34 protein-coding genes are annotated in these 23,310 nt (G+C 69.7%); 2 read left to right on the forward strand and 32 right to left on the reverse strand.

What is annotated here, in order from left to right; genetic code table 11:
- Positions 1–179 precede the first annotated feature (179 nt).
- From map to rpsL, 29 genes are all read right to left on the reverse strand, one after another.
- Entirely contained in the window at positions 180–953 is a 774-nt protein-coding gene (gene map / locus ACWEFJ_RS00005; RefSeq protein WP_378088374.1) for a type I methionyl aminopeptidase, read from the reverse strand.
- Between the two features lie 50 nt (positions 954–1,003).
- Positions 1,004–1,555: an adenylate kinase gene (locus ACWEFJ_RS00010; protein ID WP_378088372.1), complete on the reverse strand. Its 552-nt coding sequence runs from the start codon at positions 1,553–1,555 to the stop codon at positions 1,004–1,006.
- The gene (secY, locus tag ACWEFJ_RS00015; protein WP_378088370.1) at positions 1,555–2,865 is read right to left on the reverse strand and encodes a preprotein translocase subunit SecY; all 1,311 of its coding nucleotides are present in this window, start codon (positions 2,863–2,865) and stop codon (positions 1,555–1,557) included. Before secY ends, ACWEFJ_RS00010 begins: the two co-directional genes overlap by 1 nt.
- A 252-nt stretch (positions 2,866–3,117) precedes the next feature.
- A complete protein-coding gene (locus tag ACWEFJ_RS00020; protein WP_449712452.1) occupies positions 3,118–3,714 on the reverse strand; it encodes a LysE family translocator in 597 nt (198 codons plus the stop codon).
- Between the two features lie 273 nt (positions 3,715–3,987).
- Positions 3,988–4,431 (reverse strand): 50S ribosomal protein L15, encoded by a 444-nt coding sequence (gene rplO, locus ACWEFJ_RS00025; protein WP_378088366.1) that lies wholly within the window; start codon positions 4,429–4,431, stop codon positions 3,988–3,990.
- Positions 4,428–4,613, reverse strand: a complete 186-nt coding sequence (rpmD, locus tag ACWEFJ_RS00030; RefSeq protein WP_033428588.1) for a 50S ribosomal protein L30 — start codon at positions 4,611–4,613, stop codon at positions 4,428–4,430. The genes rplO and rpmD overlap by 4 nt, the downstream gene beginning before the upstream one ends.
- A 2-nt stretch (positions 4,614–4,615) precedes the next feature.
- The gene (gene rpsE / locus ACWEFJ_RS00035; RefSeq protein ID WP_015105247.1) at positions 4,616–5,221 is read right to left on the reverse strand and encodes a 30S ribosomal protein S5; all 606 of its coding nucleotides are present in this window, start codon (positions 5,219–5,221) and stop codon (positions 4,616–4,618) included.
- A gap of 33 nt (positions 5,222–5,254) precedes the next feature.
- The gene (gene rplR, locus ACWEFJ_RS00040; RefSeq protein WP_378088363.1) at positions 5,255–5,668 is read right to left on the reverse strand and encodes a 50S ribosomal protein L18; all 414 of its coding nucleotides are present in this window, start codon (positions 5,666–5,668) and stop codon (positions 5,255–5,257) included.
- 1 nt (position 5,669) lies between these two features.
- On the reverse strand, positions 5,670–6,209 hold the full coding sequence (gene rplF, locus ACWEFJ_RS00045; RefSeq protein ID WP_378088361.1) for a 50S ribosomal protein L6: 540 nt from the start codon (positions 6,207–6,209) through the stop codon (positions 5,670–5,672).
- 17 nt (positions 6,210–6,226) lie between these two features.
- Positions 6,227–6,625 (reverse strand): 30S ribosomal protein S8, encoded by a 399-nt coding sequence (gene rpsH / locus ACWEFJ_RS00050; RefSeq protein ID WP_033428586.1) that lies wholly within the window; start codon positions 6,623–6,625, stop codon positions 6,227–6,229.
- 127 nt (positions 6,626–6,752) lie between these two features.
- On the reverse strand, positions 6,753–6,938 hold the full coding sequence (locus ACWEFJ_RS00055; protein WP_033436724.1) for a type Z 30S ribosomal protein S14: 186 nt from the start codon (positions 6,936–6,938) through the stop codon (positions 6,753–6,755).
- A gap of 43 nt (positions 6,939–6,981) precedes the next feature.
- Positions 6,982–7,545, reverse strand: coding sequence for a 50S ribosomal protein L5 (gene rplE / locus ACWEFJ_RS00060; protein ID WP_378088359.1), 564 nt, complete (start codon positions 7,543–7,545; stop codon positions 6,982–6,984).
- Positions 7,545–7,859 carry a 50S ribosomal protein L24 gene (rplX, locus tag ACWEFJ_RS00065; RefSeq protein WP_360789828.1) on the reverse strand — a complete coding sequence of 105 codons (315 nt, stop codon included), beginning with the start codon at positions 7,857–7,859 and terminating at the stop codon, positions 7,545–7,547. The genes rplE and rplX overlap by 1 nt, the downstream gene beginning before the upstream one ends.
- A 2-nt stretch (positions 7,860–7,861) precedes the next feature.
- The gene (gene rplN / locus ACWEFJ_RS00070; RefSeq protein WP_033436721.1) at positions 7,862–8,230 is read right to left on the reverse strand and encodes a 50S ribosomal protein L14; all 369 of its coding nucleotides are present in this window, start codon (positions 8,228–8,230) and stop codon (positions 7,862–7,864) included.
- An 85-nt stretch (positions 8,231–8,315) separates the two neighbouring features.
- A complete protein-coding gene (rpsQ, locus tag ACWEFJ_RS00075; protein ID WP_378088356.1) occupies positions 8,316–8,597 on the reverse strand; it encodes a 30S ribosomal protein S17 in 282 nt (93 codons plus the stop codon).
- Entirely contained in the window at positions 8,594–8,842 is a 249-nt protein-coding gene (rpmC, locus tag ACWEFJ_RS00080) for a 50S ribosomal protein L29 (protein ID WP_033428581.1), read from the reverse strand. The genes rpsQ and rpmC overlap by 4 nt, the downstream gene beginning before the upstream one ends.
- Positions 8,842–9,261: a 50S ribosomal protein L16 gene (rplP, locus tag ACWEFJ_RS00085; protein ID WP_053715230.1), complete on the reverse strand. Its 420-nt coding sequence runs from the start codon at positions 9,259–9,261 to the stop codon at positions 8,842–8,844. The genes rpmC and rplP overlap by 1 nt, the downstream gene beginning before the upstream one ends.
- Before the next feature lie 3 nt (positions 9,262–9,264).
- Positions 9,265–10,089 carry a 30S ribosomal protein S3 gene (gene rpsC, locus ACWEFJ_RS00090; RefSeq protein WP_378088354.1) on the reverse strand — a complete coding sequence of 275 codons (825 nt, stop codon included), beginning with the start codon at positions 10,087–10,089 and terminating at the stop codon, positions 9,265–9,267.
- Complete coding sequence (rplV, locus tag ACWEFJ_RS00095; protein ID WP_378088352.1) at positions 10,089–10,505, reverse strand: 50S ribosomal protein L22; 417 nt, start codon at positions 10,503–10,505, stop codon at positions 10,089–10,091. Before rplV ends, rpsC begins: the two co-directional genes overlap by 1 nt.
- 36 nt (positions 10,506–10,541) lie before the next feature.
- Entirely contained in the window at positions 10,542–10,823 is a 282-nt protein-coding gene (gene rpsS / locus ACWEFJ_RS00100) for a 30S ribosomal protein S19 (RefSeq protein WP_015105260.1), read from the reverse strand.
- An 18-nt stretch (positions 10,824–10,841) separates the two neighbouring features.
- Positions 10,842–11,675, reverse strand: a complete 834-nt coding sequence (rplB, locus tag ACWEFJ_RS00105; protein WP_141980304.1) for a 50S ribosomal protein L2 — start codon at positions 11,673–11,675, stop codon at positions 10,842–10,844.
- 22 nt (positions 11,676–11,697) lie between these two features.
- Positions 11,698–11,997 (reverse strand): 50S ribosomal protein L23, encoded by a 300-nt coding sequence (gene rplW / locus ACWEFJ_RS00110; RefSeq protein WP_073885918.1) that lies wholly within the window; start codon positions 11,995–11,997, stop codon positions 11,698–11,700.
- Positions 11,994–12,686 carry a 50S ribosomal protein L4 gene (gene rplD, locus ACWEFJ_RS00115; RefSeq protein ID WP_378088349.1) on the reverse strand — a complete coding sequence of 231 codons (693 nt, stop codon included), beginning with the start codon at positions 12,684–12,686 and terminating at the stop codon, positions 11,994–11,996. The genes rplW and rplD overlap by 4 nt, the downstream gene beginning before the upstream one ends.
- Positions 12,687–12,688: 2 nt before the next feature.
- Positions 12,689–13,339, reverse strand: coding sequence for a 50S ribosomal protein L3 (rplC, locus tag ACWEFJ_RS00120; protein ID WP_141980302.1), 651 nt, complete (start codon positions 13,337–13,339; stop codon positions 12,689–12,691).
- A gap of 52 nt (positions 13,340–13,391) precedes the next feature.
- Positions 13,392–13,697, reverse strand: a complete 306-nt coding sequence (gene rpsJ / locus ACWEFJ_RS00125) for a 30S ribosomal protein S10 (RefSeq protein ID WP_003938093.1) — start codon at positions 13,695–13,697, stop codon at positions 13,392–13,394.
- A gap of 326 nt (positions 13,698–14,023) precedes the next feature.
- Positions 14,024–15,217, reverse strand: a complete 1,194-nt coding sequence (tuf, locus tag ACWEFJ_RS00130; RefSeq protein WP_378088345.1) for an elongation factor Tu — start codon at positions 15,215–15,217, stop codon at positions 14,024–14,026.
- Positions 15,218–15,356: 139 nt separating this feature from the next.
- Positions 15,357–17,459, reverse strand: a complete 2,103-nt coding sequence (fusA, locus tag ACWEFJ_RS00135; RefSeq protein ID WP_378088343.1) for an elongation factor G — start codon at positions 17,457–17,459, stop codon at positions 15,357–15,359.
- A gap of 92 nt (positions 17,460–17,551) precedes the next feature.
- Positions 17,552–18,022, reverse strand: a complete 471-nt coding sequence (rpsG, locus tag ACWEFJ_RS00140; RefSeq protein ID WP_189224137.1) for a 30S ribosomal protein S7 — start codon at positions 18,020–18,022, stop codon at positions 17,552–17,554.
- Complete coding sequence (gene rpsL / locus ACWEFJ_RS00145; protein ID WP_030473471.1) at positions 18,022–18,396, reverse strand: 30S ribosomal protein S12; 375 nt, start codon at positions 18,394–18,396, stop codon at positions 18,022–18,024. The genes rpsG and rpsL overlap by 1 nt, the downstream gene beginning before the upstream one ends.
- A 410-nt stretch (positions 18,397–18,806) precedes the next feature.
- Between rpsL and ACWEFJ_RS00150 the strand changes: the two genes are divergently transcribed.
- Both ACWEFJ_RS00150 and ACWEFJ_RS00155 read left to right on the forward strand, forming a co-directional pair.
- Positions 18,807–19,676, forward strand: coding sequence for a phosphotransferase family protein (locus tag ACWEFJ_RS00150; protein WP_449712453.1), 870 nt, complete (start codon positions 18,807–18,809; stop codon positions 19,674–19,676).
- 39 nt (positions 19,677–19,715) lie between these two features.
- Complete coding sequence (locus ACWEFJ_RS00155; protein ID WP_378088338.1) at positions 19,716–19,997, forward strand: TFIIB-type zinc ribbon-containing protein; 282 nt, start codon at positions 19,716–19,718, stop codon at positions 19,995–19,997.
- 55 nt (positions 19,998–20,052) lie between these two features.
- On the opposite strand, the gene ACWEFJ_RS00160 is transcribed toward ACWEFJ_RS00155, so the two are convergent.
- From ACWEFJ_RS00160 to ACWEFJ_RS00170, 3 genes are read right to left on the reverse strand one after another with little or no spacing between them, the layout of a single operon-like run.
- Positions 20,053–20,880 carry a class I SAM-dependent methyltransferase gene (locus tag ACWEFJ_RS00160; protein WP_378088336.1) on the reverse strand — a complete coding sequence of 276 codons (828 nt, stop codon included), beginning with the start codon at positions 20,878–20,880 and terminating at the stop codon, positions 20,053–20,055.
- 5 nt (positions 20,881–20,885) lie between these two features.
- A complete protein-coding gene (locus ACWEFJ_RS00165) occupies positions 20,886–22,106 on the reverse strand; it encodes an aminotransferase class V-fold PLP-dependent enzyme (protein WP_378088335.1) in 1,221 nt (406 codons plus the stop codon).
- The gene (locus ACWEFJ_RS00170; protein WP_378088333.1) at positions 22,103–23,299 is read right to left on the reverse strand and encodes an adenine nucleotide alpha hydrolase family protein; all 1,197 of its coding nucleotides are present in this window, start codon (positions 23,297–23,299) and stop codon (positions 22,103–22,105) included. Before ACWEFJ_RS00170 ends, ACWEFJ_RS00165 begins: the two co-directional genes overlap by 4 nt.
- Between the last annotated feature and the right edge of the window lie 11 nt (positions 23,300–23,310).

Raw genomic sequence — 23,310 nt, forward strand, 5'->3', positions numbered from 1 at the left:
GGTCGGCGGGATGACACGGACACCGGACCCACAACCCAACGAAAGATCCAGGCGGGGTTGTCCATCCTGCTGATCTGCCCGTCCGGCGAGGACGCAGTTGATCTCTGGAACCCCGCCACAACGCGAAGCGCCGGCGGACCGCACAACGTGGTCCACCGGCGCGAGCACCCGCAAGGGGTTCAGTCGTCCAGAGCGGTCAGCACCCACGGACCGTCGTCCGTGATGGCCACCGAGTGCTCCCAGTGCGCGGCCCGCGACCCGTCGGTCGTCACGACCGTCCAGTCGTCGTCCAGCTCGGCCGTGTGCTTGGTCCCGAGGGTGAGCATGGGCTCGATCGCGATCGCCATCCCGACCTTGAGGCGAGGCCCCTTCCCGGGCTTGCCCAGGTTCGGCAGGAACGGCTCCATGTGCATCTTCGTGCCGATGCCGTGGCCGCCGTACCCCTCCACGATCCCGTACTCGATGCCGTGCTCCTCACCGGCCCGGATGGTGGCGGACTGGATCGCGAACGAGATGTCGCCCAGCCGGCCGCCGGGCACGGCCGCCTCGATGCCGGCCAGCATGGACGCGCGCGTCGCCTCGGACAGCTTCAGCTCCGCGTCGGTGACCGACCCGACCGGCACGGTGATCGCCGAGTCGCCGTGCCACCCGTCCAGGATGGCGCCGCAGTCGATCGAGATCAGGTCGCCCTCGGCCAGGACCTGGGTCCGGCTCGGGATGCCGTGGACCACCTGCTCGTTCACCGACGCGCAGATCGACGCCGGGTAGCCGTGGTAGCCCTTGAACGACGGGATCGCGCCCGCGTCGCGGATGGTCTGCTCCGCCAGCTCGTCCAGCTCGCCGGTGCTGACCCCGGGCTTGGTGTGCGAGGCCAGCAGCGCCAGCGTGCGCGCGACGACCAGCCCGGCGGCCCTCATGGCCTCGAGCTGGCCGCGGCTCTTGATCTCGATCATGCGATCCCGACCGGGGACGAACCGACGCAGCGCATCGACGAGTCCACCGCTCACTTCAGGTCGCGCAGCGCGCGGAGGGCGCGCTCGCTGATCTCGTCGACCTCGCCGACGGCGTCGATCGGCACGACGATGCCGGCGTAGTAGTCGAGCAGCGGAGCGGTCTCGGTGCGGTAGACCTGCTGCCGGTGCCGGATCACGTCTTCCTTGTCGTCCGTGCGCCCCCGGGCGAGCAGGCGCTCGACCACGACGTCCTCGTCGATCCGGAACTCCAGCACCGCGTCCAGCTTCTGCCCCTCGGCGGCGAGCATCCCGCCCAGGACGTCCGCCTGGGCGGTGTTGCGCGGGAAGCCGTCGAGCAGGAAGCCGTTGGCGGCGTCCGGCTCGGCGAGCCGGACGCGCACCATCTCGTTGGTGACCTCGTCCGGCACCAACTCACCCGAGTCCAGGTACTCCTGGACCTCCTTGCCCAGATCGGTCTGCTCGCTGATGTGGGCGCGGAACAGGTCCCCGGTGGAGATGTGCGGCACCCCGAGCTCGCGGCTGAGCGTTTTGGCCTGGGTGCCCTTGCCCGCACCGGGCGGGCCGACGAGAACGAGTCGCACTAGCGGAGGAACCCTTCGTAGTTGCGCTGCATGAGCTGGCTCTCGATCTGCTTCACGGTGTCGAGACCGACACCGACCATGATCAGCACCGCCGTGCCGCCGAACGGGAAGTTCTGGTTCTGGCCCTGACCGGTGAGGTCGAGGAACAGGTTCGGCAGGATGGCGACGATGCCCAGGTAGAGCGAGCCCGGCAGCGTGATCCGCCCCAAGACGAAGCGGAGGTACTCGGCGGTGGGTCGACCCGGTCGGATACCCGGGATGAACCCACCGAACTTCTTCATCTCGTCGGCGCGCTCGTCCGGGTTGAACGTGATGCCGACGTAGAAGTACGTGAAGAAGACGATGAGCAGGAAGTAGAGCGAGATGTGGATCGGGCTCGACTGGCTCACCAGGTGCGTCTGGACGAAGGTCTGCCACCAGCCCGGCGCGGAGCCGTCGTTGGAGGCGGTCAGCCTGGAGATCAGGTCCGGCAGGTAGAGCAGCGACGAGGCGAAGATGACCGGGATGACACCGGCCTGGTTCACCTTCAGCGGCAGGTAGGTCGAGGTGCCGCCGTACATCCGGCGGCCGATCATGCGCTTCGCGTACTGGACCGGGATGCGGCGCTGGGCCTGCTCCACGTAGATGACGCTCGCGATGATCAGCAGGGCCGCGCAGCAGACCAGGAAGAAGGTCAGGCCGCCGCGATCGAAGATGATCTTGCCTTCGATCGGGATGCGGGCCGCGATGCCGGTGAAGATCAGCAGCGACATGCCGTTGCCGATCCCCTTCTCGGTGATGATCTCACCGAGCCACATGATCACGCTGGTGCCGGCGGTCATCACGACCACGAGGACGACCAGGTTGAAGATGCTCTCGTCGGGGATGACGGGCACGGAGCAGTTCTGGAACAGCTGGTCGCGCACGGCCAGGGCGATGATGCCCGTGGACTGCAGGACGGCGAGCGCGATGGTCAGGTAGCGGGTGTACTGGGTCAGCTTGCCCTGACCCGCCTGCCCTTCCTTCTTCAGCTGCTCGAACCGCGGGATGACCACGGTGAGCAGCTGGATGATGATGCTCGCCGTGATGTACGGCATGATGCCGAGCGCGAAGATCGACAAGTTCAGCAGGGCGCCACCGCTGAACAGGTTGATCAGCGAGTAGATCCCCTGCTGGTCCACCTGCTCGACGCATTGTTTGACGTTCTTGAAGGAGACGCCCGGCGCGGGCATGGTGGCGCCCAACCGGTACACCACGACGATCCCCAGGGTGAAGAGGATCTTCTTGCGTAGGTCCGGCGTCGCGAGAGCCGAGCGGAATGCGCCGAGCACGCGAACCTCCATCAGCGTTGCCGCCCCGCGGGGGTCGGCATCCTGCGGTGCCGACTTTGTGCCGGCACAGTCTTGCGGACATGCCGTCGACCATCGCCGACGGTGGCGGAAGCGACGGGTAGCCGCGACCGACCCGGAGGGCATCCGGGTTCAGCCCGCGACTTTAACAGTCGCGTGGCCGATTGCCGTAGCCAGTCGTCCCTCACACTTCGTACCCGATCGACTACGGCCGCCGGCAAGCCCCCGAATGGATCAAGTTCGACCGGTGGCCAGCACGCCCGCCATCCCGAGCAGGACGACCGCCGTGCCCTTGTCCAGGCGCTGCTTCGCGCGCCGGGTCAGCCCCGCCTTCCGGATGCCCGCGCCGAGCGCCACGTAGGCCGTGCCGGCCAACGCCTCCGCCGCCAGGTACACCGCGCCGAGCAGGGCGAGCTGCGCCGGGATCGGGCCGCGGGCGGGGTCGACGAACTGCGGCACGAACGCCGTGAAGATCAGCAACGCCTTGGGGTTGGTGATCGCCACCAGGAACTCCTTGCGCAGCGGGGTGCCCTTCCTGGCAGGCGTTTCGGCGCCGTCCTTGGTCATCAGGATGCGCACGGCGAGGTAGACGAGGTAGGCCACGCCGGCCCACTTGACGACCGTGAGGGCGACCTGGCTCGCGGCCAGGACCGGCCCGAGCCCGACGACCACCGCGCCGACCATCAGGGAGAAGGCCGCAAGGCGGCCCAGGAGCGCCGTGGCGGCCCGCAACGGGCCGTGGTGCACCCCGTGGTGCATCCCGAGGAGGTTGTTGGCGCCCGGGGTCAGTGCGACCAGGACCGAGGCGCCGAAGAAGACCGCGAGCCACATGCGGGCACGCTAACCCGGCCCGCCAACCGGTTTTACGCCCTGCGCGAACGACCGTCTCATCGGCCCGCCCTGCCGGCGGGACACCCCCGGGCAGCGCCGGCAACCGTCAAAAACCGATCGGCCGAAAAAGTATCGGCCGCCGGCAGGGACCGGACAAAAACGACGGACCTCGCGCCGCCCGCCGGACGGGCGTCACCGCCGCGCACGCGAACGGCCCCGGAGCGGGAGGCTCCGGGGCCGTTCGGCAGTGCTGTGGCGCGGACGTGCCGCGCGTCAGAGCACGGTGGTGGTGCCACCGGCGGCGGCGATCTTCTCGACCGCGCTGCCGGAGAACTTGTTCGCCACGACGTCGAGCTTGACGCCGTCCAGGTCACCGTCGCCGAGGACCTTGACGAGCTGGTTCTTGCGCACCAGGCCCACGTGGACGAGCGCGTCCACGTCCACCCGACCGCCGTCCGGGAACAACCGGGCGAGGTCGCCCACGTTCACGACCTGGTACTCGGTCCGGAACGGGTTGCGGAAGCCCTTCAGCTTCGGCAGGCGCATGTGCAGCGGCATCTGGCCACCCTCGAAGCGCGGCGAGACGTTCTTCCGCGCTCCGGTGCCCTTCGTGCCGCGACCGGCGGTCTTGCCCTTGGAGCCCTCACCGCGACCGACACGGGTCTTCGCGGTCTTGGCGCCGGGGGCCGGGCGCAGGTCATGGATCTTGATGGTCACGACTGGACCTCCTCGACGACCACCAGGTGGCGCACGGCGTGGATGAGCCCGCGCACCTGCGGCGTGTCCTCGCGGACCACCGACTGGCGGATCTTGCGCAACCCCAGGGTCCGGAGGGACTCACGGTGGTTGTGCTTGGTACCGATGCTGCTCTTGACCTGGGTCACCTTGAGCTGTGCCATGGTCACACCGCCCCTGCACGGGCACGGAGCATGCCGGCGGGGGCCACGTCCTCCAGGGGCAGACCGCGGCGGGCGGCCACCTCCTCCGGACGCTGCAGGCCCTTCAGCGCCGCCACGGTGGCGTGCACGATGTTGATGGCGTTGTCGGAGCCCAGCGACTTGCTCAGCACGTCGTGGACGCCGGCGCACTCCAGCACCGCGCGGACCGCGCCACCGGCGATGACACCGGTACCGGCCGACGCCGGGCGCAGCAGCACGACACCGGCCGCCTTCTCGCCCTGCACCGGGTGAGGGATCGTGCCCGCGATGCGGGGGACGCGGAAGAAGTTCTTCTTCGCCTCCTCCACACCCTTGGCGATCGCCGCCGGAACTTCCTTGGCCTTGCCGTAGCCGACACCGACCATGCCGTCACCGTCGCCGACCACGACCAGCGCGGTGAAGCTGAAGCGACGACCACCCTTCACGACCTTGGAGACGCGGTTGATCGCAACCACGCGCTCCAGGTGCGGGGTCTTCTCCTGGGCCGCGCCGCCGCGGCCGCCGTCACGACGGTCGCGACGCTCTCCGCGCTCGCCCCCGCCGCCTTCGCGACGCGTGCGTCCTGGCATCAGGCGTCCCTCTCAATCCGGTTCATGTACATGTCAGAACTCCAGCCCCGCCTCACGGGCGGCATCGGCCAGAGCGGCGATGCGACCGTGGTAGGCGTTGCCGCCGCGGTCGAAGACCACCTTCGTGATCCCGGCGTCCTTCGCGCGGGCGGCGGCCAGCTGGCCGACCTTCGCCGCACGGGCCTTCTTGTCGCCGTCGATCGCCCGGACGTCCGCCTCCACCGAGGAGGCCGCCGCCAGGGTGTGGCCGGCGAGGTCGTCGATGATCTGCACGGTGATGTGCTTCGACGACCGGTGCACCACCAGGCGGGGGCGCTCCGCCGTGCCGCTGACCTTCTTGCGGAGGCGGAAGTGACGGCGGGTCTTGGCGATGCGGCGAGTGGTCGAGATGTCCTTGCCCACCGGCTTCCGCCCCGAAGAAACGGACTTCGTTGCAGTCTCGCTCATGTCACTTACCCGTCTTTCCGACCTTGCGGCGGATCTTCTCGCCCGCGTACCGCACGCCCTTGCCCTTGTACGGGTCGGGCTTGCGGAGCTTGCGGATGTTGGCGGCGACCTCGCCCACGAGCTGCTTGTCGATGCCGGCCACGGAGAACCGGGTCGGGGTCTCCACCGCGAAGGTGATGCCCTCGGGGGCCTCGACCTTCACCGGGTGGCTGTAGCCCAGCGCGAACTCCAGGTCGGAGCCCTTGAGCGCCACGCGGTAACCGACGCCGTGGATCTCCATCTTCTTCTCGTAGCCCTGCGTGACGCCGACGACCATGTTCTGCACCAGGGTGCGCGACAGGCCGTGCAGCGAGCGGCTGCGGCGCTCGTCGTTCGGGCGCTTCACCTCGAGCGTGCCGTCCTCGGCCTTCTCGATGATGATCGGCTCGGCGATGGTCAGCGACAGGGTGCCCTTCGGGCCCTTCACGCTCACAGCCCGGCCGTCGATGTTCACGTCGACCCCGGCGGGGACGGTGATCGGCAGCTTTCCGATGCGCGACATTGCCTAGTCCCCCTTCCTCACCAGACGTAGGCGAGGACTTCTCCGCCCACGCCCGACTTGTTGGCCTGGCGGTCGGTCATCAGACCGCCAGAGGTCGAAATGATCGCGACGCCCAGACCGCCCAGCACCTTCGGCAGGTTGGTCGACTTGGCGTACACGCGCAGACCGGGCTTCGACACGCGGCGGAGGCCGGCGATGCTGCGCTCCCGGTTCGGGCCGTACTTCAGCTCGATAACCAGGTTCTTGGCCACGTCGCCCTGCTCGTCGCGGTAGCTCGCGATGTAGCCCTCGCGCTTGAGGATCTCGGCGATGTTGGCCTTCAACTTCGAGTGCGGCATCACGACCTTGTCGTGGTAAGCCGAGTTCGCGTTCCGCAGACGCGTCAACATGTCTGCGATCGGGTCGGTCATCGTCATGGTGACCTGGTCAACCTTTCTCGCTGCGGTTCCCCAGCCAGGGTCCGAGCCGGCCGTGCGGCCGGCTGGTCGTGGACGGGCCTACAGCGAAGTGATGGGTCTAGAAAAACCTGCCGCCGAGCCGGGCTTACCAGCTGGACTTGTTCACACCGGGCAGCTCGCCCCGGTGCGCCATCTCGCGGAGGCAGATCCGGCACAGGCCGAACTTGCGGAACACCGAGTGCGGGCGACCGCAACGCTGGCAGCGGGTGTAGCCCCGCACCTTGAACTTCGGCTTGGCCGCGGCCTTGTTGATCAGCGCCTTCTTGGCCATGATCAGTTCTCCTTGTTGCAACGCTCGGCGGCGGACACCAGGCTCACTGCTCCCGGAACGGGAAGCCCAGGAGCTTCAGCAGCGCCCGACCCTCTTCGTCGTTGGTCGCGGTGGTGACCACGGTGATGTCCATGCCGCGAGGACGGTCGATCGCGTCCGGGTCGATCTCGTGGAACATCGACTGCTCGTTGAGGCCGAACGTGTAGTTCCCGTTGCCGTCGAACTGCTTGCCGGAGAGGCCGCGGAAGTCGCGGATGCGCGGCAGCGCGATCGTCAGCAGGCGGTCCAGGAACTCCCACATGCGGTCGCCGCGCAGCGTGACCCGCGCGCCGATCGGCATGCCCTCGCGCAGCTTGAACTGCGCGATGGACTTGCGCGCCCGCCGCACCTCGGGCCGCTGGCCCGTGATGACCGACAGGTCCTTCACCGCACCCTCGATCAGCTTGCCGTCGCGGGCGGCGTCGCCGACGCCCATGTTCACGACGACCTTCACCACGCCCGGGATCTGCATGACGTTGGCGTACTCGAACTGCTCGCGCAGCGAGGGGACGATCTCCTCGCGGTAGCGGGCCTTCAGCCGCGGAACGGTCTTCTCAACGGTGGTCATCAGATGTCCTTCCCGTTACGACGGGAAATGCGGACCCGCTTGCCCTCGTCGTTCGTCCGGTAGCCCACGCGGGTCGGCTTGCCGTCGGAGTCGACCACCATCACATTGGACACGTGGATGGGGGCTTCCTGCGTCACGATGCCGCCCGACTGCGCGCCGCGCTCGGTCTGCGAGATCCGGGTGTGCTTCTTGATGCGGTTGACGCCCTCGACCAGGACGCGGTTCTCGGCGGGGTAGGCCATGATGACCTTGCCGCGAGCGCCCTTGTCCTTGCCGGCGATAACCACGACGGTGTCGCCCTTCTTCACCTTCATGGTCAGAGCACCTCCGGCGCCAACGAGATGATCTTCATGAACTTCTTGTCGCGCAGCTCACGACCGACCGGGCCGAAGATGCGGGTGCCCCGCGGCTCGTTGTCGTTCTTGATGAGCACCGCGGCGTTCTCGTCGAACCGGATGTACGAGCCGTCCGGACGGCGCTTCTCCTTGACGGTGCGGACGATGACCGCCTTGACGACGTCGCCCTTCTTCACGCCGGCGCCCGGGATGGCCTGCTTCACCGTCGCGACGATGATGTCCCCGATGCCCGCGTAGCGGCGGCCCGAGCCACCGAGAACACGGATGCAGAGGATTTCCTTCGCACCGGTGTTGTCGGCGACGCGCAGCCGCGACTCCTGCTGGATCACTTACCTGCTCCTTGACCATTCCTGGCCCGCCAGATTTCCGACCTGACGGGCTCGGTCGAACGCGCTGTGCCCGTTCTCCGTGGGCTTACTTGGCCTTCTCGAGGATCTCGACGAGGCGCCAGCGCTTGGTGGCCGACAGCGGCCGCGTCTCCATGAGCAGCACGCGGTCGCCGATGCCGGCGGTGTTCTGCTCGTCGTGCGCCTTCACCTTGGTGGTGGAGCGCATGACCTTCGAGTACCGGCGGTGCTTCTTGCGGTCCTCGACCGCCACCACGATCGTCTTGTCCATCTTGTCGGACACGACGTAGCCCTCGCGGACCTTGCGGTCGTTGCGACCCTCGGTAGTCACTTCGTTGTTCTCGCTCATGCCGCACCCTCACCAGTGGAAACCGCGTCGGGAGAGGCCGAGAGGCCCAGCTCCCGCTCCCGCATCACGGTGTAGATCCGGGCGATCTCGTGCCGGACCGTGCGCAGGCGGCGGTTGTTGTCGAGCTGCCCGGTGGCCATCTGGAAGCGGAGGTTGAACAGCTCCTCCTTCGCCTCCCTCAGGCGCAGCACGAGCTCTTCCTCGGTGAGCTCACGCAGCTCGGAAGCGGTGGTACCCGCTGCCATCAGAACTCACCACCCTCACGCGTAACGATGCGGCACTTCATCGGGAGCTTGTGGATCGCGCGGCGGAGCGCCTCGCGGGCCACGGCCTCGTTCGGGAAGCTCATCTCGAAGAGCACCCGACCCGGCTTGATGTTGGCCACCCACCACTCCGGCGAGCCCTTGCCGGAACCCATGCGGGTCTCGGCGGGCTTCTTGGTCAGCGGGCGGTCCGGGAAGATGTTGATCCACACCTTGCCACCGCGGCGGATGTGCCGCGTGATGGCGATACGAGCCGACTCGATCTGCCGGTTGGTCACGTAGGCGGGCTCCAGGGCCTGGATGCCGTACTCGCCGAAGGTGACCCTCGTGCCGCCCTTGGCAGCACCGGACCGTCCGGGGTGGTGCTGCTTGCGGTGCTTAACCCTGCGCGGGATGAGCACGACTCAGCCCTCCGTCTTCTCATCGGTCGCGGTCGGCGCGGCGGTCTGGTCGCCCGCGGCGGCCCGGCCGGCCTCGGTGCTCGTCGCGGTGGTGCCGCTCGCACCCGAGCGACGCGCCCGGTTCGGGCGGTCGGCGCGGTCGCGGCGCGGCGCGCGGTCGGCCGCCGGGGCGGCGTCGCGCTCGCGCTTGGCGCTGATGCCACCGACCACGTCGCCCTTGTAGATCCACACCTTCACGCCGATCCGGCCGAACGTGGTGCGGGCCTCGAAGAAGCCGTAGTCGATGTCGGCGCGCAGCGTGTGCAGCGGCACGCGGCCATCGCGGTAGTGCTCGGAGCGGGACATCTCGGCGCCGCCGAGACGGCCGCCGCACTGCACGCGGATGCCCTTGACCTGCGGCGAGCGCATGGCCGACTGGATGGCCTTGCGCATCGCGCGGCGGAAGGCGACGCGGTTGGACAGCTGCTCGGCCACGCCCTGCGCGACGAGCTGCGCGTCCGACTCGGGGCTCTTCACCTCGAGGATGTTGAGCTGCACCTGCTTCTTGGTGAGCTTCTCCAGCTCACCGCGGATGCGGTCGGCCTCGGCGCCGCGGCGGCCGATGACGATGCCCGGCCGGGCGGTGTGGATGTCGACGCGGACCCGGTCCCGGGTGCGCTCGATCTCCACCTTCGAGATGCCGGCCCGCTCCATGCCGCGCGAGAGCAGCTTGCGGATCTTGACGTCCTCGGCCACGTACTCGGCGTACTGCTTGTCGGCGTACCAGCGGGACTTCCAGTCCGTGGTGATACCAAGTCGGAAGCCGTGCGGGTTGATCTTCTGGCCCACTACCGAGCCCCCTTCCTGTCAGCGCCGGCCTTCGCGCTGGTCTGCTTCGGACGGCTCTCCACCTCGACGGTGATGTGGCTCGTCCGCTTGCGGATCCGGTAGGCGCGGCCCTGGGCGCGCGGGCGGAACCGCTTGAGGGTCGGACCCTCGTCCACGTAGACCTTCGACACCCACAGGGTGTCGGGGTCGAGGGACAGGTTGTTCTCGGCGTTGGCCACGGCGCTCTGCAGCACCTTCCGGACCGGCTCAGATGCAGCCTGCGGCGCGAACTGGAGCACGGCCAGGGCCTCGCTGGCGCTACGACCCCTGATGAGCTCGACGACGCGGCGCACCTTCATCGGCGTGTCGCGGACGTAGCGAGCCCGAGCCACGGCGCGCGGGAACTCCGGCGCTTCGGCTTCGTTACGGGCGTTCATCGCTGCTTCCCCTTGCTCTTCCTCTAGTTCGTCGCCTTAGCGGCGGCGCGACTTCCGGTCGTCCTTGATGTGACCCTTGAACGTGCGGGTCGGGGCGAACTCGCCGAGCTTGTGCCCGACCATCGCCTCCGTCACGAACACCGGCACGTGCTTGCGGCCGTCGTGCACCGCGATCGTGTGGCCCAGCATGTCGGGGATGATCGTCGACCGGCGGGACCAGGTCTTGATGACGGTCTTCTTGCCCGACTCGTTGAGGACGTCCACCTTCTTGAGCAGGTGGTCGTCCACGAAGGGGCCCTTCTTAAGGCTGCGAGGCATCCTTCACTCCCTCCCTGCTCAGCGCTTCTTACCGGTGCGACGACGCCGGACGATGAGCTTGTCGCTTGGCTTGCGGCGGCGGGTGCGACCCTCGGGCTTGCCCGCGGGGTTCACCGGGTGGCGACCACCGGAGGTCTTGCCCTCACCACCACCGTGCGGGTGGTCGACCGGGTTCATGGCGACACCGCGGACGGTGGGCTTCTTGCCCTTCCACCGCATGCGGCCGGCCTTGCCCCAGTTGATGTTCTGGTGCTCGGCGTTGCCGACCTCGCCGACCGTGGCGCGGCACCGGACGTCCACGTTGCGGATCTCGCCCGAGGGCATCCGCAGCTGGGCGTAGGGGCCGTCCTTGGCGACGAGCTGCACGCTGGCACCGGCCGAGCGGGCGATCTTCGCGCCGCCGCCGGGGCGGAGCTCGATCGCGTGGACCACCGTGCCGACGGGGATGTTGCGCAGCGGCAGGTTGTTGCCCGGCTTGATGTCGGCCTTGGGGCCGTTCTCCACGACGTCGCCCTGCTGGAGCTTCGACGGGGCGATGATGTAGCGCTTCTCGCCGTCGAAGTAGTGCAGCAGCGCGATGCGCGCGGTGCGGTTGGGGTCGTACTCGATGTGCGCGACCTTGGCCGGCACGCCGTCCTTGTCGGTGCGGCGGAAGTCGATCAGGCGGTAGGCCCGCTTGTGGCCGCCGCCCTTGTGCCGCGTCGTGATCTTGCCCGACGCGTTGCGGCCACCGCGGCCGTGCAGCGGGCGGATCAGCGACTTCTCCGGCGTCGTCCGAGTGATCTCGGCGAAGTCGGAGACGCTCGCACCGCGACGACCGGGGGTCGTCGGCTTGTACTTGCGAATGCCCATCTCTACGCAGTCCTCGTCGTCATCAGGCGGCCGGGCCGCCGAAGATCTCGATCGGCTTGCTCTCGGCGGACAGCGTCACGATGGCGCGCTTGGTGTCCTTGCGCTTGCCGTATCCCGTGCGGGTCCGCTTGCGCTTGCCCTGGCGGTTGATCGTGTTGACGCTGACGACCTTGACGCCGAAGACCTTCTCCACGGCAATCTTGATCTGGGTCTTGTTCGAGCCGGGAGCCACCACGAAGGTGTACTTGTTCTCCTCGAGCAGCCCGTAGGACTTCTCGGAGATGACCGGCGCGAGCAGGATGTCCCGGTGGTCGGGGATCACTTCGCGGCCTCCTCGTCGGCGTCGGACGACGTCGCGGTGGCCTCGGCGGAACCCTGCCCGTGCTGGGCCTTGCTCGCCAGGAACACGTCGAGGGCGTCCTTGGTGAACACCACGTCGTCGTTGACCAGCACGTCGTAGGTGTTCAGCTGGTCCGGCGCGATGATGTGCACGTGCGGCAGGTTGCGCAGGCTGACCCACGAAACCTCGTCGGTGCGCAGCAGCACGGCCAGCACGCGGCGGGCCTCGGTCACCGACTCCAGCACCTTGCGGGCCGACTTGGTCGACGGCGTGTCGCCCTCGACGAAGCCCGACACCACGTGGACCTGGCCGGCACGCGCCCGGTCGGAGAGGGCGCCACGCAGGGCGGCGGCCTTCATCTTCTTGGGGGTGCGCTGGCTGTAGTCGCGCGGCTGCGGGCCGTGGACCGTGCCACCGCCGGCGAACTGCGGCGCGCGGGTCGAGCCCTGGCGGGCGCGGCCGGTGCCCTTCTGCCGGTACGGCTTCTTGCCACCACCGCGGACGTCGCCGCGGGTCTTGGTCGCGTGCGTGCCCTGGCGGGCCGCGGCCTGCTGGGCCACGACGACCTGGTGCAGCAGGGCCACGTTCGCCTGCGCGTCGAAGATCGCGGCGGGCAGCTCGACGGAGCCGTCGGTCGCGCCGGCCGGGGTGCGGATCTCAACGGACGTCATGATCAGGCACCACCCTTCGCAGCGGTCTTGATGAACACGGTGCCGCCCTTGGGGCCGGGGACGGCGCCCTTGATGAGCAGCAGGCCGGACTCGGCGTCCACGCGGTGCACCTTGAGGTTCTGCGTGGTCACCCGCACGTGGCCCATGCGACCCGCCATGCGCAGGCCCTTGAACACGCGGCCGGGCGTGGCGCAGCCGCCGATGGAACCGGGCGAGCGGTGCTTGCGCTGCGTGCCGTGGCTCGCGCCGAGGCCGCGGAAGCCGTGGCGCTTCATGACACCCGCGGTGCCCTTGCCCTTGCTGGTGCCGACCACGTCGACCACCGCGCCGGCCTCGAAGACCTCGGCGGTGACTTCCTGGCCGACCGTGTACTCGGACGCGTCCGTGGTGCGCAGCTCCGCCAGGTGGCGGCGGGGCGTGACGCCCGCCTTGGCGTAGTGGCCCGCGACGGGCTTGTTGACCTTGCGCGGGTCGATCGCGCCGAAGGCCAGCTGCACGGCCGAGTAGCCGTCGTTCTCCTGGGTCCGAACCTGGGTGACCACGTTCGGCTCGGCCTTGACGACGGTCACCGGAACGATCCGGTTGTTCTCGTCGAAGACCTGAGTCATGCCGAGCTTGGTGCCCAGGAGGCCCTTAACCTGCCTGTCAGACATGGGTCTCGTTACTCTCCGCCCCAAATGGGATCAACACTGCCGCGTCCAACGCTTACTGGATGTTGACGTCGACGCTCGCCGGCAGGTCGATGCGCATGAGCGCGTCCACCGTCTTCGGCGTCGGGTCGAGGATGTCGATCAGACGCTTGTGCGTGCGCATCTCGAAGTGCTCGCGCGAGTCCTTGTACTTGTGCGGCGAGCGGATGACGCAGTAAACGTTCTTCTCAGTGGGCAGCGGCACAGGCCCGACGACCCGAGCGCCGGTGCGCGTCACGGTCTCGACGATCTTGCGCGCGGACGCGTCGATCGCCTCGTGGTCGTAGGCCTTGAGCCGGATGCGGATCTTCTGTCCCGCCATGATGGCTTGCCGTTCCTCTGCTTCTAGTACCGCTGCGGTGCGGGCACCTTGCACGAGGTCACGGGACCTCCGGCGCGCTCCGCCCCCTATTCAGGACTGACACCGAGCGGTGTCACGGTGCCCGGTCCACGCGGTCGGGCGTGTCGCGCCCCAACCGATAGACCGGTCCCACTGATCAAGCCTGTGGGATTGTGTTTCTCGATCACACCCCGCTCGTGGCGGGGCGGCCGAGTCCAGACTCGAACCGGCCGCCCCGACGAGCAACCCGTCAATGGTCGCACACGCCGGTGCGCAGACCAAATCGGGGGGTGGAACTTAGAGCCAGGTCACTTGATGATCTTGGTGACCGAACCCGCGCCGACGGTGCGGCCACCCTCGCGGATGGCGAACCGCAGACCCTCGTCCATGGCGATCGGCTGGATCAGCTTCACGGACATGGAGGTGGTGTCGCCCGGCATGACCATCTCGGTGCCCTCGGGGAGGGTCACGACGCCGGTCACGTCGGTGGTGCGGAAGTAGAACTGCGGGCGGTAGTTGTTGAAGAACGGCGTGTGGCGGCCGCCCTCGTCCTTGGACAGGATGTAGACCTGCGCCTCGAACTCGGTGTGCGGGGTGGTGGTGCCCGGCTTCACGATCACCATGCCGCGCTCCACCTCCTCGCGCTTGATGCCGCGCAGCAGCAGGGCGGCGTTGTCGCCCGCCTGGCCCTCGTCGAGGAACTTCTTGAACATCTCGATCGAGGTGACAGTCGTCTTGCGCGACTGCTCCTTGATGCCGACGATCTCGACTTCCTCGTTGACCTTGATGACACCGCGCTCGATGCGGCCGGTCACCACGGTGCCGCGACCGGTGATGGTGAACACGTCCTCGACCGGCATCAGGAACGGCCGGTCGACCTCGCGCTCGGGCTCCGGGATGTTCTCGTCCACGGCGTCCATCAGGCCGATGAGCTTCTCGCCCCACTCGGCGTCGCCCTCCAGCGCCTTCAGCGCGGAGACGCGGACGACCGGCAGGTCGTCACCGGGGAACTCGTACTCGGAGAGCAGCTCGCGGACCTCGAGCTCGACGAGCTCCAGGATCTCCTCGTCGTCCACCATGTCGGCCTTGTTCAGGGCCACCACGATGTAGGGCACACCGACCTGGCGGGCCAGGAGGACGTGCTCCTTGGTCTGCGGCATCGGGCCGTCGGTCGCCGCGACCACCAGGATGGCGCCGTCCATCTGCGCCGCACCGGTGATCATGTTCTTGATGTAGTCGGCGTGACCGGGGCAGTCGACGTGCGCGTAGTGGCGCTTGTCGGTCTGGTACTCGATGTGGGCGATCGAGATGGTGATGCCGCGCTGCTTCTCCTCCGGCGCCTTGTCGATCTGGTCGAACGGCGTGAAGGGGTTGAGGTCCGGGTACTTGTCGTGCAGGACCTTGGAGATCGCCGCGGTCAGCGTCGTCTTGCCGTGGTCGATGTGACCGATGGTGCCGATGTTGACGTGCGGCTTCGTCCGCTCGAACTTCGCCTTCGCCACTGGATTGTCCTCCTGGACTTCTGTTGCTGAGCCCGGCGGGCGGTTTGCTGCCCGCCGGGCGTCACGTCAGGGTCGGTTGTGCGGACCCCGGGGCATCCCCCCGGAGAGCCCGCGTGGTGCAGCGGTGCTCCGGTTGGGGTTACTCGCCCGTCGCCTTCGCGATGATCTCCTTCGCGACGTTCGCGGGAACCTCGGCGTAGGAGTCAAAGGTCATCGAGTAGTTCGCACGACCCTGGGTCTTGGACCGCAGGTCGCCGACATACCCGAACATCTCCGACAGCGGGACCAGCGCCTTGACGACGCGGGTGCCGCTGCGCTCCTCCATGGCCTGGATCTGGCCACGGCGGGAGTTCAAGTCGCCGATCACGTCGCCCATGTACTCCTCGGGCGTGGTGACCTCGACCGCCATCAACGGCTCGAGGATCGCCGGGCTGGCCTGCCGGGCGGCTTCCTTGAGCGCCATGGAGCCCGCGATCTTGAACGCCATCTCCGAGGAGTCGACCTCGTGGTAGGCGCCGTCGACCAGCGTCACCTTGACGCCCACCAGCGGGTAGCCCGCCAGCACGCCGTACTGCATCGCGTCCTGGGCGCCCGCGTCCACCGACGGGATGTACTCCCGGGGGATGCGACCACCGGTGACCGCGTTGACGAACTCGTAGAGAGCGCCGTCCTCGGTCTTCTCCAGCGGCTCCAGGTCGATGAGGACCTTCGCGAACTGGCCGGAGCCACCGGTCTGCTTCTTGTGGGTGTAGGAGTACTTCTCCACCTTGCGGCGGATGGTCTCCCGGTACGCCACCTGCGGCTTGCCGATGTTGGCCTCGACCTTGAACTCGCGGCGCATGCGGTCCACCAGGATGTCCAGGTGGAGCTCGCCCATGCCGGCGATGATGGTCTGGCCGGTCTCCTGGTCCAGGTTGACCCGGAACGTCGGGTCCTCCTCGGCCAGCTTCTGGATCGCGGTGCCCAGCTTCTCCTGGTCGGCCTTCGTCTTCGGCTCGATCGCCACCTGGATGACCGGCTCGGGGAAGGTCATGGACTCCAGCACGATGGGCGCCTGCGGGTCGCAGAGCGTCTCACCGGTGGTGGTGTCCTTCAGACCGATCACGGCGTAGATGTGACCGGCCACGGCCTCCTCGACCGGGTTCTCCTTGTTGGCGTGCATCTGGAAGATCTTCCCGATGCGCTCCTTGCGGTCCTTGGTCGAGTTGATGACCTGGGTGCCGGAGGCGACCTTGCCCGAGTAGACCCGGATGTAGGTCAGCTTGCCGAAGAACGGGTGCACGGCGATCTTGAAGGCCAGCGCGGAGAACGGCTCGGCGCTGTCGGCCTTGCGGAACGCCGGCGTCTCGCCGTCCTGGAGGGTGCCCTCGACCGGGGGCAGGTCCAGCGGGGACGGCAGGTAGTCGATCACCGCGTCGAGCATGGGCTGCACGCCCTTGTTCTTGAACGCGGAACCGCACAGCACCGGGTACGCGGAGCCCTCGGACACGATCTTGCGGATGCCCGCCTTGATCTGCGCGACGGTCAGCTCCTCGCCGCCGAGGTACGCCTCCATGAGGGAGTCGTCGGTCTCGGCCACGGCCTCGATGAGCTGCTCGCGGTACTCCTGCGCCCGCTCGAGGAGGTCCGCGGGGATCTCCTCGACGGTGTAGTCCTCGCCCTTCTGGACCTCGCCGCGCCAGGTGAGCGCGCGCATCTCGACCAGGTCGACGACGCCGATGAAGTCGCTCTCGGCCCCGATCGGGATCTGGATCGGCAGCGGCTTCGCGCCCAGGCGCTCGGAGATGGTGCGGATGGTGAAGTAGAAGTCCGCGCCGAGCTTGTCCATCTTGTTGACGAAGCAGATGCGCGGGACGTCGTACTTGGTCGCCTGGCGCCAGACCTGCTCGGACTGGGGCTCGACGCCCTCCTTGCCGTCGAACACGGCAACGGCGCCGTCGAGGACGCGGAGGTTGCGCTCCACCTCGACGGTGAAGTCGACGTGGCCCGGCGTGTCGATCAGGTTGATCTGGTGGTTCTTCCAGAAGCAGGTCGTCGCGGCCGACGTGATCGTGATGCCGCGCTCCTGCTCCTGCTCCATCCAGTCCATGACCGCGGCGCCGTCGTGGACCTCGCCGATCTTGTAGCTGATCCCGGTGTAGAACAGGATCCGCTCGGTCGTCGTGGTCTTGCCCGCGTCGATGTGGGCCATGATCCCGATGTTGCGGACCTTGGCCAGGTCGGTGAGCACGTCCTGTGCCACGGGTGTCTTCCCCTGTCTTGAGCTAGCTGGTAGCAGGCTCACTAGGGCTGGGAGAGCCCCACCGGTCCTCGGGGAACCGGCGGGGCGTCACATCACCAGCGGTAGTGGGCGAAGGCCTTGTTCGACTCGGCCATCTTGTGCGTGTCCTCGCGGCGCTTGACGCTCGCGCCGAGGCCGTTGCTCGCGTCGAGCAGCTCGTTCATCAGGCGCTCGACCATGGTCTTCTCGCGGCGCTGCCGGGAGAAGGTGATCAGCCAGCGCAGCGCGAGCGTGGTCGAGCGGCCCGGCTTCACCTCGACCGGCACCTGGTAGGTGGCGCCACCGACGCGGCGGGACTTCACCTCGAGGGCGGGCTTGACGTTGTCCAGCGCGCGCTTGAGCGTGACGACCGGGTCCGTGCCGGTCTTCTCGCGGGCGCCTTCGAGGGCGCCGTACACGATCCGCTCGGCCACGGAGCGCTTGCCGTCGACCAGCACCTTGTTGATGAGCTGGGTCACCAGCGGAGAGCTGTAGACCGGGTCGGAGATCAGCGGCCGCTTCGGGGCCGGTCCCTTGCGGGGCATCAGCTCTTCTCCTTCTTCGCGCCGTACCGGCTGCGAGCCTGCTTGCGGTTCTTCACGCCCTGCGTGTCGAGGGAACCGCGGATGATCTTGTAGCGGACACCGGGGAGGTCCTTCACACGACCGCCGCGCACGAGCACCATCGAGTGCTCCTGGAGGTTGTGGCCCTCACCGGGGATGTAAGCCGTGACCTCGATGCCGCTCGTGAGCTTCACGCGGGCCACCTTGCGCAGCGCCGAGTTCGGCTTCTTGGGCGTGGTCGTGTAGACGCGGGTGCACACACCGCGCCGCTGCGGGCTGCCCTTGAGCGCCGCGGTCTTCTGCTTGGCGACCTTGTCCTGCCGGCCCTTGCGGACCAGCTGCTGGATCGTTGGCATACGCCGGCTGCTTCTTCCCTTTACGTGCCCGCCGCGTGGGCGACGAGCCCTGTTTACTTGGTCCCTCTCTGCACCCGAGGTCGGGCGTGTCGCGCCCTTCACTCCCAGGTCCGCAGGCAACATCCCAGGATGCCCCTACGCGTGGAGGTCACCGCGGCCGGCTTTCCAGCACCACTGGCGCGTAGGCACGCGGAGCGGCCCGACATGGGTCGGGCACGAGTACCAAAGATACCCCGGTCGGTTCCCAGGGGTCAAAACGGATGCCGCCCGCCCGGGTCGCCCGTCCACGGTCCAACGCCCCACCCCTCCCGCGCATTCCCCGACCGGGTGGTGGCGGGCCGGACTCCGCGCAGGTCAGGGCCGGGGGACGGCCCGGTTCGGCATGTCGGCGCACCCGGCACACTGAACGGGTGAACTCCGACCTGGTCGCGTGCATGGCCGCGCTCGTGGACCCTGCCGCCGCGCCCGACGTGCTCGCGGTGCGCGGCGACGTGGTGGTGGTCCGGGTCGGCGACGTGGTGCTCAAGGCCCACGAGCGCGGGACGGACCCCGCCGGGCTGGCCGGGCGGCTGCGGCTGGCCGCCGACCCGCGGCTGGGCGGCCTCCTGCTGCCGCCGCTGCTGGGACCGGAGGTGGTGGCGGGTCGCCTGGTGACCGGGTGGCCGGTGGGGACGCCGGTGCCGCAGGGCGAGCCGGAGGACCTCCCGCTGGAGGCCGCCGGGCGGGCGCTGGCGGAGCTGCACCGGTTCACCGCCGCCGACTTCGCGCCGCCCGTGCCCGCGGCGGGCGCGTGGCCGCGGATGCGGCGCGCGGTGCGGGAACTGACCCTCGACACGCCGGCGGCCGACGTGGTGCGGCGGGCGTTCGCCACGCTGCCGGACCCGCCGGCGGGCTCGGTGCTGATCCACGGCGACTGGCACCTGGGCCAGCTCGTGCGGCGGGACGGCGGCTACCGGCTGATCGACGTGGACGACCTGGGCGCGGGCGACCCGGCGTGGGACCTGGCGCGCCCGGCCGCGCTGCACCTGGCGGGCGTGCTCGACCCGGTGGCGTGGGGCCGGCTGCTCGGGGCGTACCTCGACGCGGGCGGCACGGGCGTGCCGCGGGACGACCCGTGGTCGGCGCTGGAGGCGCCGGCGCGGGCGCTGGTGGTGCAGATGGCGGCACGTGCCCTGTCCGCTGCGGAGCGTGACGGCTCGGCGTTGGCGGACGCGCAGGAGGCGTTGCTGGACGCGTGTGCGCGCATCGTGGCCACCCACGCACCCATTCGACGTGGCTAATATCGGGCACATCGCGCAAAGAGCAGGAGGGCTCACACGATGCAGTGCCCCAAGTGTCACGGGAACATGCGCACGTTCGACCGGATGGGTGTGCACATCGAGCAGTGCGACGGCTGCCGCGGTGTCTTCCTCGACTACGGCGAGCTGGAGGCCATCACCCGGTTGGAGCAGCAGATGGCTCCCCCGCCCCCGCCGCCGGCCGCTCCCGCGCCGCAGGTGCACTACGTCCAGCAGCCGCCCCCGCCCGCCTGGGGCTACGGCGGCGGCCACTACGGCCACCGCAAGCACCGCGGTCTGGGCGGGCTGTTCTTCTCGTCCTGACCTCGCGCGGCGGCGGTCCCGGTGGTCCGGGGCCGCCGCCGCGGCCGTGAGCGGGTCAGCGGGCGGTCACGTAGCGCACCGGCGTGGGGATCGCCAGCCGACCGGTCGCCGGGTCGCGGTACCGCTCGGCCTCGGCCTCGATGTCGGCCGCCACCTCGGCCCGCCGCTCGGCGGGCACCCGCTCCCAGAACAGCCTCATGCCGTGCGTCCAGGTCCAGGCGACCAGCGCCCGCCCGGACGGCGCGGTGAGCGTCAGCGGCTCGTCCCGCACGTCGACCGACCGGAACCCGGCGGCCCTCAGGTCCGCCTCCACCCGCTCCGCGCCGCCGAACGCGTCGGACTGCGGGTAGACCCGGGTCCCCGACTCGTAGCGCCGCACCCACCGGGCGATGGACGCGAGGCCGAACACCCGCGGCTGCGGGACCAGCACCGTGGTCGGCGCGGACACGCACAGCCGACCGCCCGGCGCCAGCAGCTCGTGGAACCGGGCGAACGCCGCGCCGGTGTCGGGCAGCATGTGCACGCTCATGCTGCCGATCACCGCGTCGAAGGACCCGGGCGGGAAGTCCGGCTCCTGGCCGTCCATCCGCCGCACCTCCACCTGCCGCAGCCCGCGCGAGCGCGCCTCGTCCGCCGTGGCGGCGACCATGGCGCCGGACAGGTCGATGCCGACCGCCCGCCCCCGCTCGCCCACCGCCTCGGCCGCGGGGAACAGCGCGGCCCCGCGCCCGCACCCCACGTCGAGCACCCGCTCGCCCGCCCCGACGCCCGCCAGCTCCACCACGCGGCGGCCCACCGGGCGGAAGTAGTCGACCTCGGCCGGGTCGTAGGCCCCGGCGAGCGCGTCGAACGCGGCGCGCAGGACCGATCGCGCGTCGGACAAGTCCATCACCTCCGGGTGCCGGCGAGGGCGGGCACGAGGGCGGCCAGCGCGGCGACGCCCCGGTCGACGTCCTCCGGCGTGTTCACCACGCTGGGCGCGAAGCGGACCGCGCTGTCGCGGTAGGGGGTCTGCCCGGCCACCACGCGGGCGTCGAGGAGCCGTTCGACCACCTGGTCCGGCGGCGCCCCGGCCACGTCGAAGCAGACCATCCCCGCCGACAGCGCGGGGTCGGCCGGGGTGCGCACGGTCACGCCCGGCAGTTCCGACAGGCCGCGCAGGCAGCGGGCGGTCAGCTCGTGGGTCCGCGCGGCGACCGCGGCCCGGCCGATGCCGGCGTGGAACCCGAACGCCTCGGCCAGCGCCCACCGGTGCTCGAAGGCGGGGAACCCGCCGGGGGTGTGGAACCGGCCCGGCGGCGCCACGCCGTCCGGCGTCGAGCCCAGGTACCAGGGCCAGAACACCTCGACGTCGAACGAGGGGCTGATCGGGTCGACCGCGGCCCAGCCGCGCGGGCTGCCCCACAGCAGGCCCGTGCCGCGCGGGCCGAACAGCCACTTGTGGCAGCCGGCGGCGAAGAAGTCGCAGCCCAGGTCGCCGACCCGGAAGTCCTCGACACCGAAGCCGTGCACCCCGTCCACGCAGACCAGCACCTCGCGGCCCGCCGCGCGGCCCCGGTTGACCTCGGCCACCACCTCGCCCAGCCGGGCCAGCGGCAGCTTCACCCCGGTGCCCGAGTGCACCCAGGTGAGCACCAGCAGGCGGGTCTCGTCGGAGATGCCGGCCCGCAGGTTGGCGACGACCTCCTCCTCGGTGACCCGCCGCGGGTCCCGGTAGAGCCGCAGCACCCGGTGGCGCGCCCCGGAGGCGGCCACCTTGAACCGGATCAGCTCCGAAGCCGCGTAGTGCTCGTGCGCGGTGCTGAGCACCTCCTCCCCCGGCCGGAGCCGGAAGCCGGTGAGCACGACGGCGAGGCCGGTGGTGGTGCTGTCGGTGAGCGCGATCGAGCCGGGGTCCGCGCCCACGTAGGCGCCCGCGCGGTCGAGCACCTCGCGCACCAGCTCGTCACGGCGGTGGAAGTACAGCGCCGGGTTGGCGTCCAGGCCCGCGCGGTGCCGCTCGATCGCCTCCCGCACCGGCCGCGGGTGCGAGGAGACCAACGACATCGACAGGTGCGCGTAGTCGGGGTCGAGCCGGAACTCGGCGCGCACCCCGTCCCAGGACGTCACGCCCGCTCACCGTCCACGCCCCACTTCAGGCGCTCCACCGGCGTCAGCTCGATCATCCGCGCACCGCGCCGGATGGCGTCCTCGTCCAGCACCGCGACCGGGGCCGGGGTCGGGTCGGGCATCAGGCGGCGCTCGTGGGCCTCGGCGATCTGGTAGATGTCGAAGCCGTACTGGTTGCGCATGATCCGGTAGCCCAGCTCGTTCATCATGCAGTTGGTGCTGCACGACCCGGTGTTGCGCGGCACGGTCCAGCCCAGCGCCTCCAGGTCGGCGATCTTGCGCTCCAGCGGCGGCTTGGGCACGAACTCGTAGAACGGCACCATCACCGTGCGGGTGCGGAACGTGCGCAGCAGCCCGGCCGCCTCGGGCGCCTTGGCCTGGGCGTGGGCGCGCAGCAGGGAGACCATGTCCTCGACCGCGGCGTCCAGCGGCGGCAGCGCGCCGCCGGGCACGTAGGGCTTGCCGCGCATGTTGGTGCGGTTCTGGCCCTTCTGCGTGCCGATGAAGCACAGCGGGACGTCGTTCTCGTGGCAGAACACCGAGGACTGCGCCACGATCGTGGAGAAGCAGGGCCAGCACGCCGGGCCGTACGACATCACCGCGCGCAGCAGGTGCGGGTCCTCCTCCTCGTGCACCGAGAAGCCGAGGCGGAACAGCGTGTTCATCGGGTTCTGCTCGGGGCGGGCGATGACCAGCTCCACCCCGAGCTTGTCGCACAGCGACTCGGCGTTGCGCACCGCCGCGGGCGACTGGTAGCCCTGGTCGAGCATCCAGGCCACCACGCGCAGGTCGTCGCGCCGGGCGAGCTGGGCGAGCATCCAGCTGGAGTCCTTGCCGCCGCTGAACAGCACGACCGCGTCGTGGCGGGACCCCGGCCGGCGCTGCGGCACGCTCTCCAGCAGCGCGGCGGGCGCGGCGTCCGCGGGCACGCCCAGCTCCCGGGTGACGGCCGCGGCGTCCCGGGGCCAGGCGGTGCTCTCCCGGTACACGCGCAGCAGCAGGTCGAGCTGGTCGGTGCGGTCCTCGTCCACCGCGCGGGCCGGCTCGGTCGAGGGCGCGGCGACCCCGGCGCAGTGCGCGCACAGCCGCGGGTCCGGCGAGACCGGGTCGCCCTCCACCTCCGCGACGTAGCGGTCGTAGGCCAGCGGCATCCCGCAGCGGCGGCACGTCGAGCTGTCGGGTTCGATCGGCATGGTGCTCTGCC

Source organism: Actinosynnema sp. NPDC004786 (assembly GCF_053601135.1).

What these genes read in the sequence shown, in the direction of transcription:
- map (WP_378088374.1), bottom strand. Translation starts at nt 953, where the DNA reads ATGATCGAGATCAAGAGCCGCGGCCAGCTCGAGGCCATGAGGGCCGCC.
- ACWEFJ_RS00020 (WP_449712452.1), bottom strand. Translation starts at nt 3,714, where the DNA reads ATGTGGCTCGCGGTCTTCTTCGGCGCCTCGGTCCTGGTCGCACTGACC.
- rpmD (WP_033428588.1), bottom strand. Translation starts at nt 4,613, where the DNA reads ATGGCACAGCTCAAGGTGACCCAGGTCAAGAGCAGCATCGGTACCAAG.
- rpsE (WP_015105247.1), bottom strand. Translation starts at nt 5,221, where the DNA reads ATGCCAGGACGCACGCGTCGCGAAGGCGGCGGGGGCGAGCGCGGAGAG.
- rplR (WP_378088363.1), bottom strand. Translation starts at nt 5,668, where the DNA reads ATGAGCGAGACTGCAACGAAGTCCGTTTCTTCGGGGCGGAAGCCGGTG.
- rplF (WP_378088361.1), bottom strand. Translation starts at nt 6,209, where the DNA reads ATGTCGCGCATCGGAAAGCTGCCGATCACCGTCCCCGCCGGGGTCGAC.
- rpsH (WP_033428586.1), bottom strand. Translation starts at nt 6,625, where the DNA reads ATGACGATGACCGACCCGATCGCAGACATGTTGACGCGTCTGCGGAAC.
- ACWEFJ_RS00055 (WP_033436724.1), bottom strand. Translation starts at nt 6,938, where the DNA reads ATGGCCAAGAAGGCGCTGATCAACAAGGCCGCGGCCAAGCCGAAGTTC.
- rplE (WP_378088359.1), bottom strand. Translation starts at nt 7,545, where the DNA reads ATGACCACCGTTGAGAAGACCGTTCCGCGGCTGAAGGCCCGCTACCGC.
- rplX (WP_360789828.1), bottom strand. Translation starts at nt 7,859, where the DNA reads ATGAAGGTGAAGAAGGGCGACACCGTCGTGGTTATCGCCGGCAAGGAC.
- rpsQ (WP_378088356.1), bottom strand. Translation starts at nt 8,597, where the DNA reads ATGAGCGAGAACAACGAAGTGACTACCGAGGGTCGCAACGACCGCAAG.
- rpmC (WP_033428581.1), bottom strand. Translation starts at nt 8,842, where the DNA reads ATGGCAGCGGGTACCACCGCTTCCGAGCTGCGTGAGCTCACCGAGGAA.
- rplV (WP_378088352.1), bottom strand. Translation starts at nt 10,505, where the DNA reads ATGAACGCCCGTAACGAAGCCGAAGCGCCGGAGTTCCCGCGCGCCGTG.
- rpsS (WP_015105260.1), bottom strand. Translation starts at nt 10,823, where the DNA reads ATGCCTCGCAGCCTTAAGAAGGGCCCCTTCGTGGACGACCACCTGCTC.
- rplB (WP_141980304.1), bottom strand. Translation starts at nt 11,675, where the DNA reads ATGGGCATTCGCAAGTACAAGCCGACGACCCCCGGTCGTCGCGGTGCG.
- rplD (WP_378088349.1), bottom strand. Translation starts at nt 12,686, where the DNA reads ATGACGTCCGTTGAGATCCGCACCCCGGCCGGCGCGACCGACGGCTCC.
- rplC (WP_141980302.1), bottom strand. Translation starts at nt 13,339, where the DNA reads ATGTCTGACAGGCAGGTTAAGGGCCTCCTGGGCACCAAGCTCGGCATG.
- rpsJ (WP_003938093.1), bottom strand. Translation starts at nt 13,697, where the DNA reads ATGGCGGGACAGAAGATCCGCATCCGGCTCAAGGCCTACGACCACGAG.
- rpsG (WP_189224137.1), bottom strand. Translation starts at nt 18,022, where the DNA reads ATGCCCCGCAAGGGACCGGCCCCGAAGCGGCCGCTGATCTCCGACCCG.
- rpsL (WP_030473471.1), bottom strand. Translation starts at nt 18,396, where the DNA reads ATGCCAACGATCCAGCAGCTGGTCCGCAAGGGCCGGCAGGACAAGGTC.
- ACWEFJ_RS00155 (WP_378088338.1), top strand. Translation starts at nt 19,716, where the DNA reads ATGCAGTGCCCCAAGTGTCACGGGAACATGCGCACGTTCGACCGGATG.
- ACWEFJ_RS00170 (WP_378088333.1), bottom strand. Translation starts at nt 23,299, where the DNA reads ATGCCGATCGAACCCGACAGCTCGACGTGCCGCCGCTGCGGGATGCCG.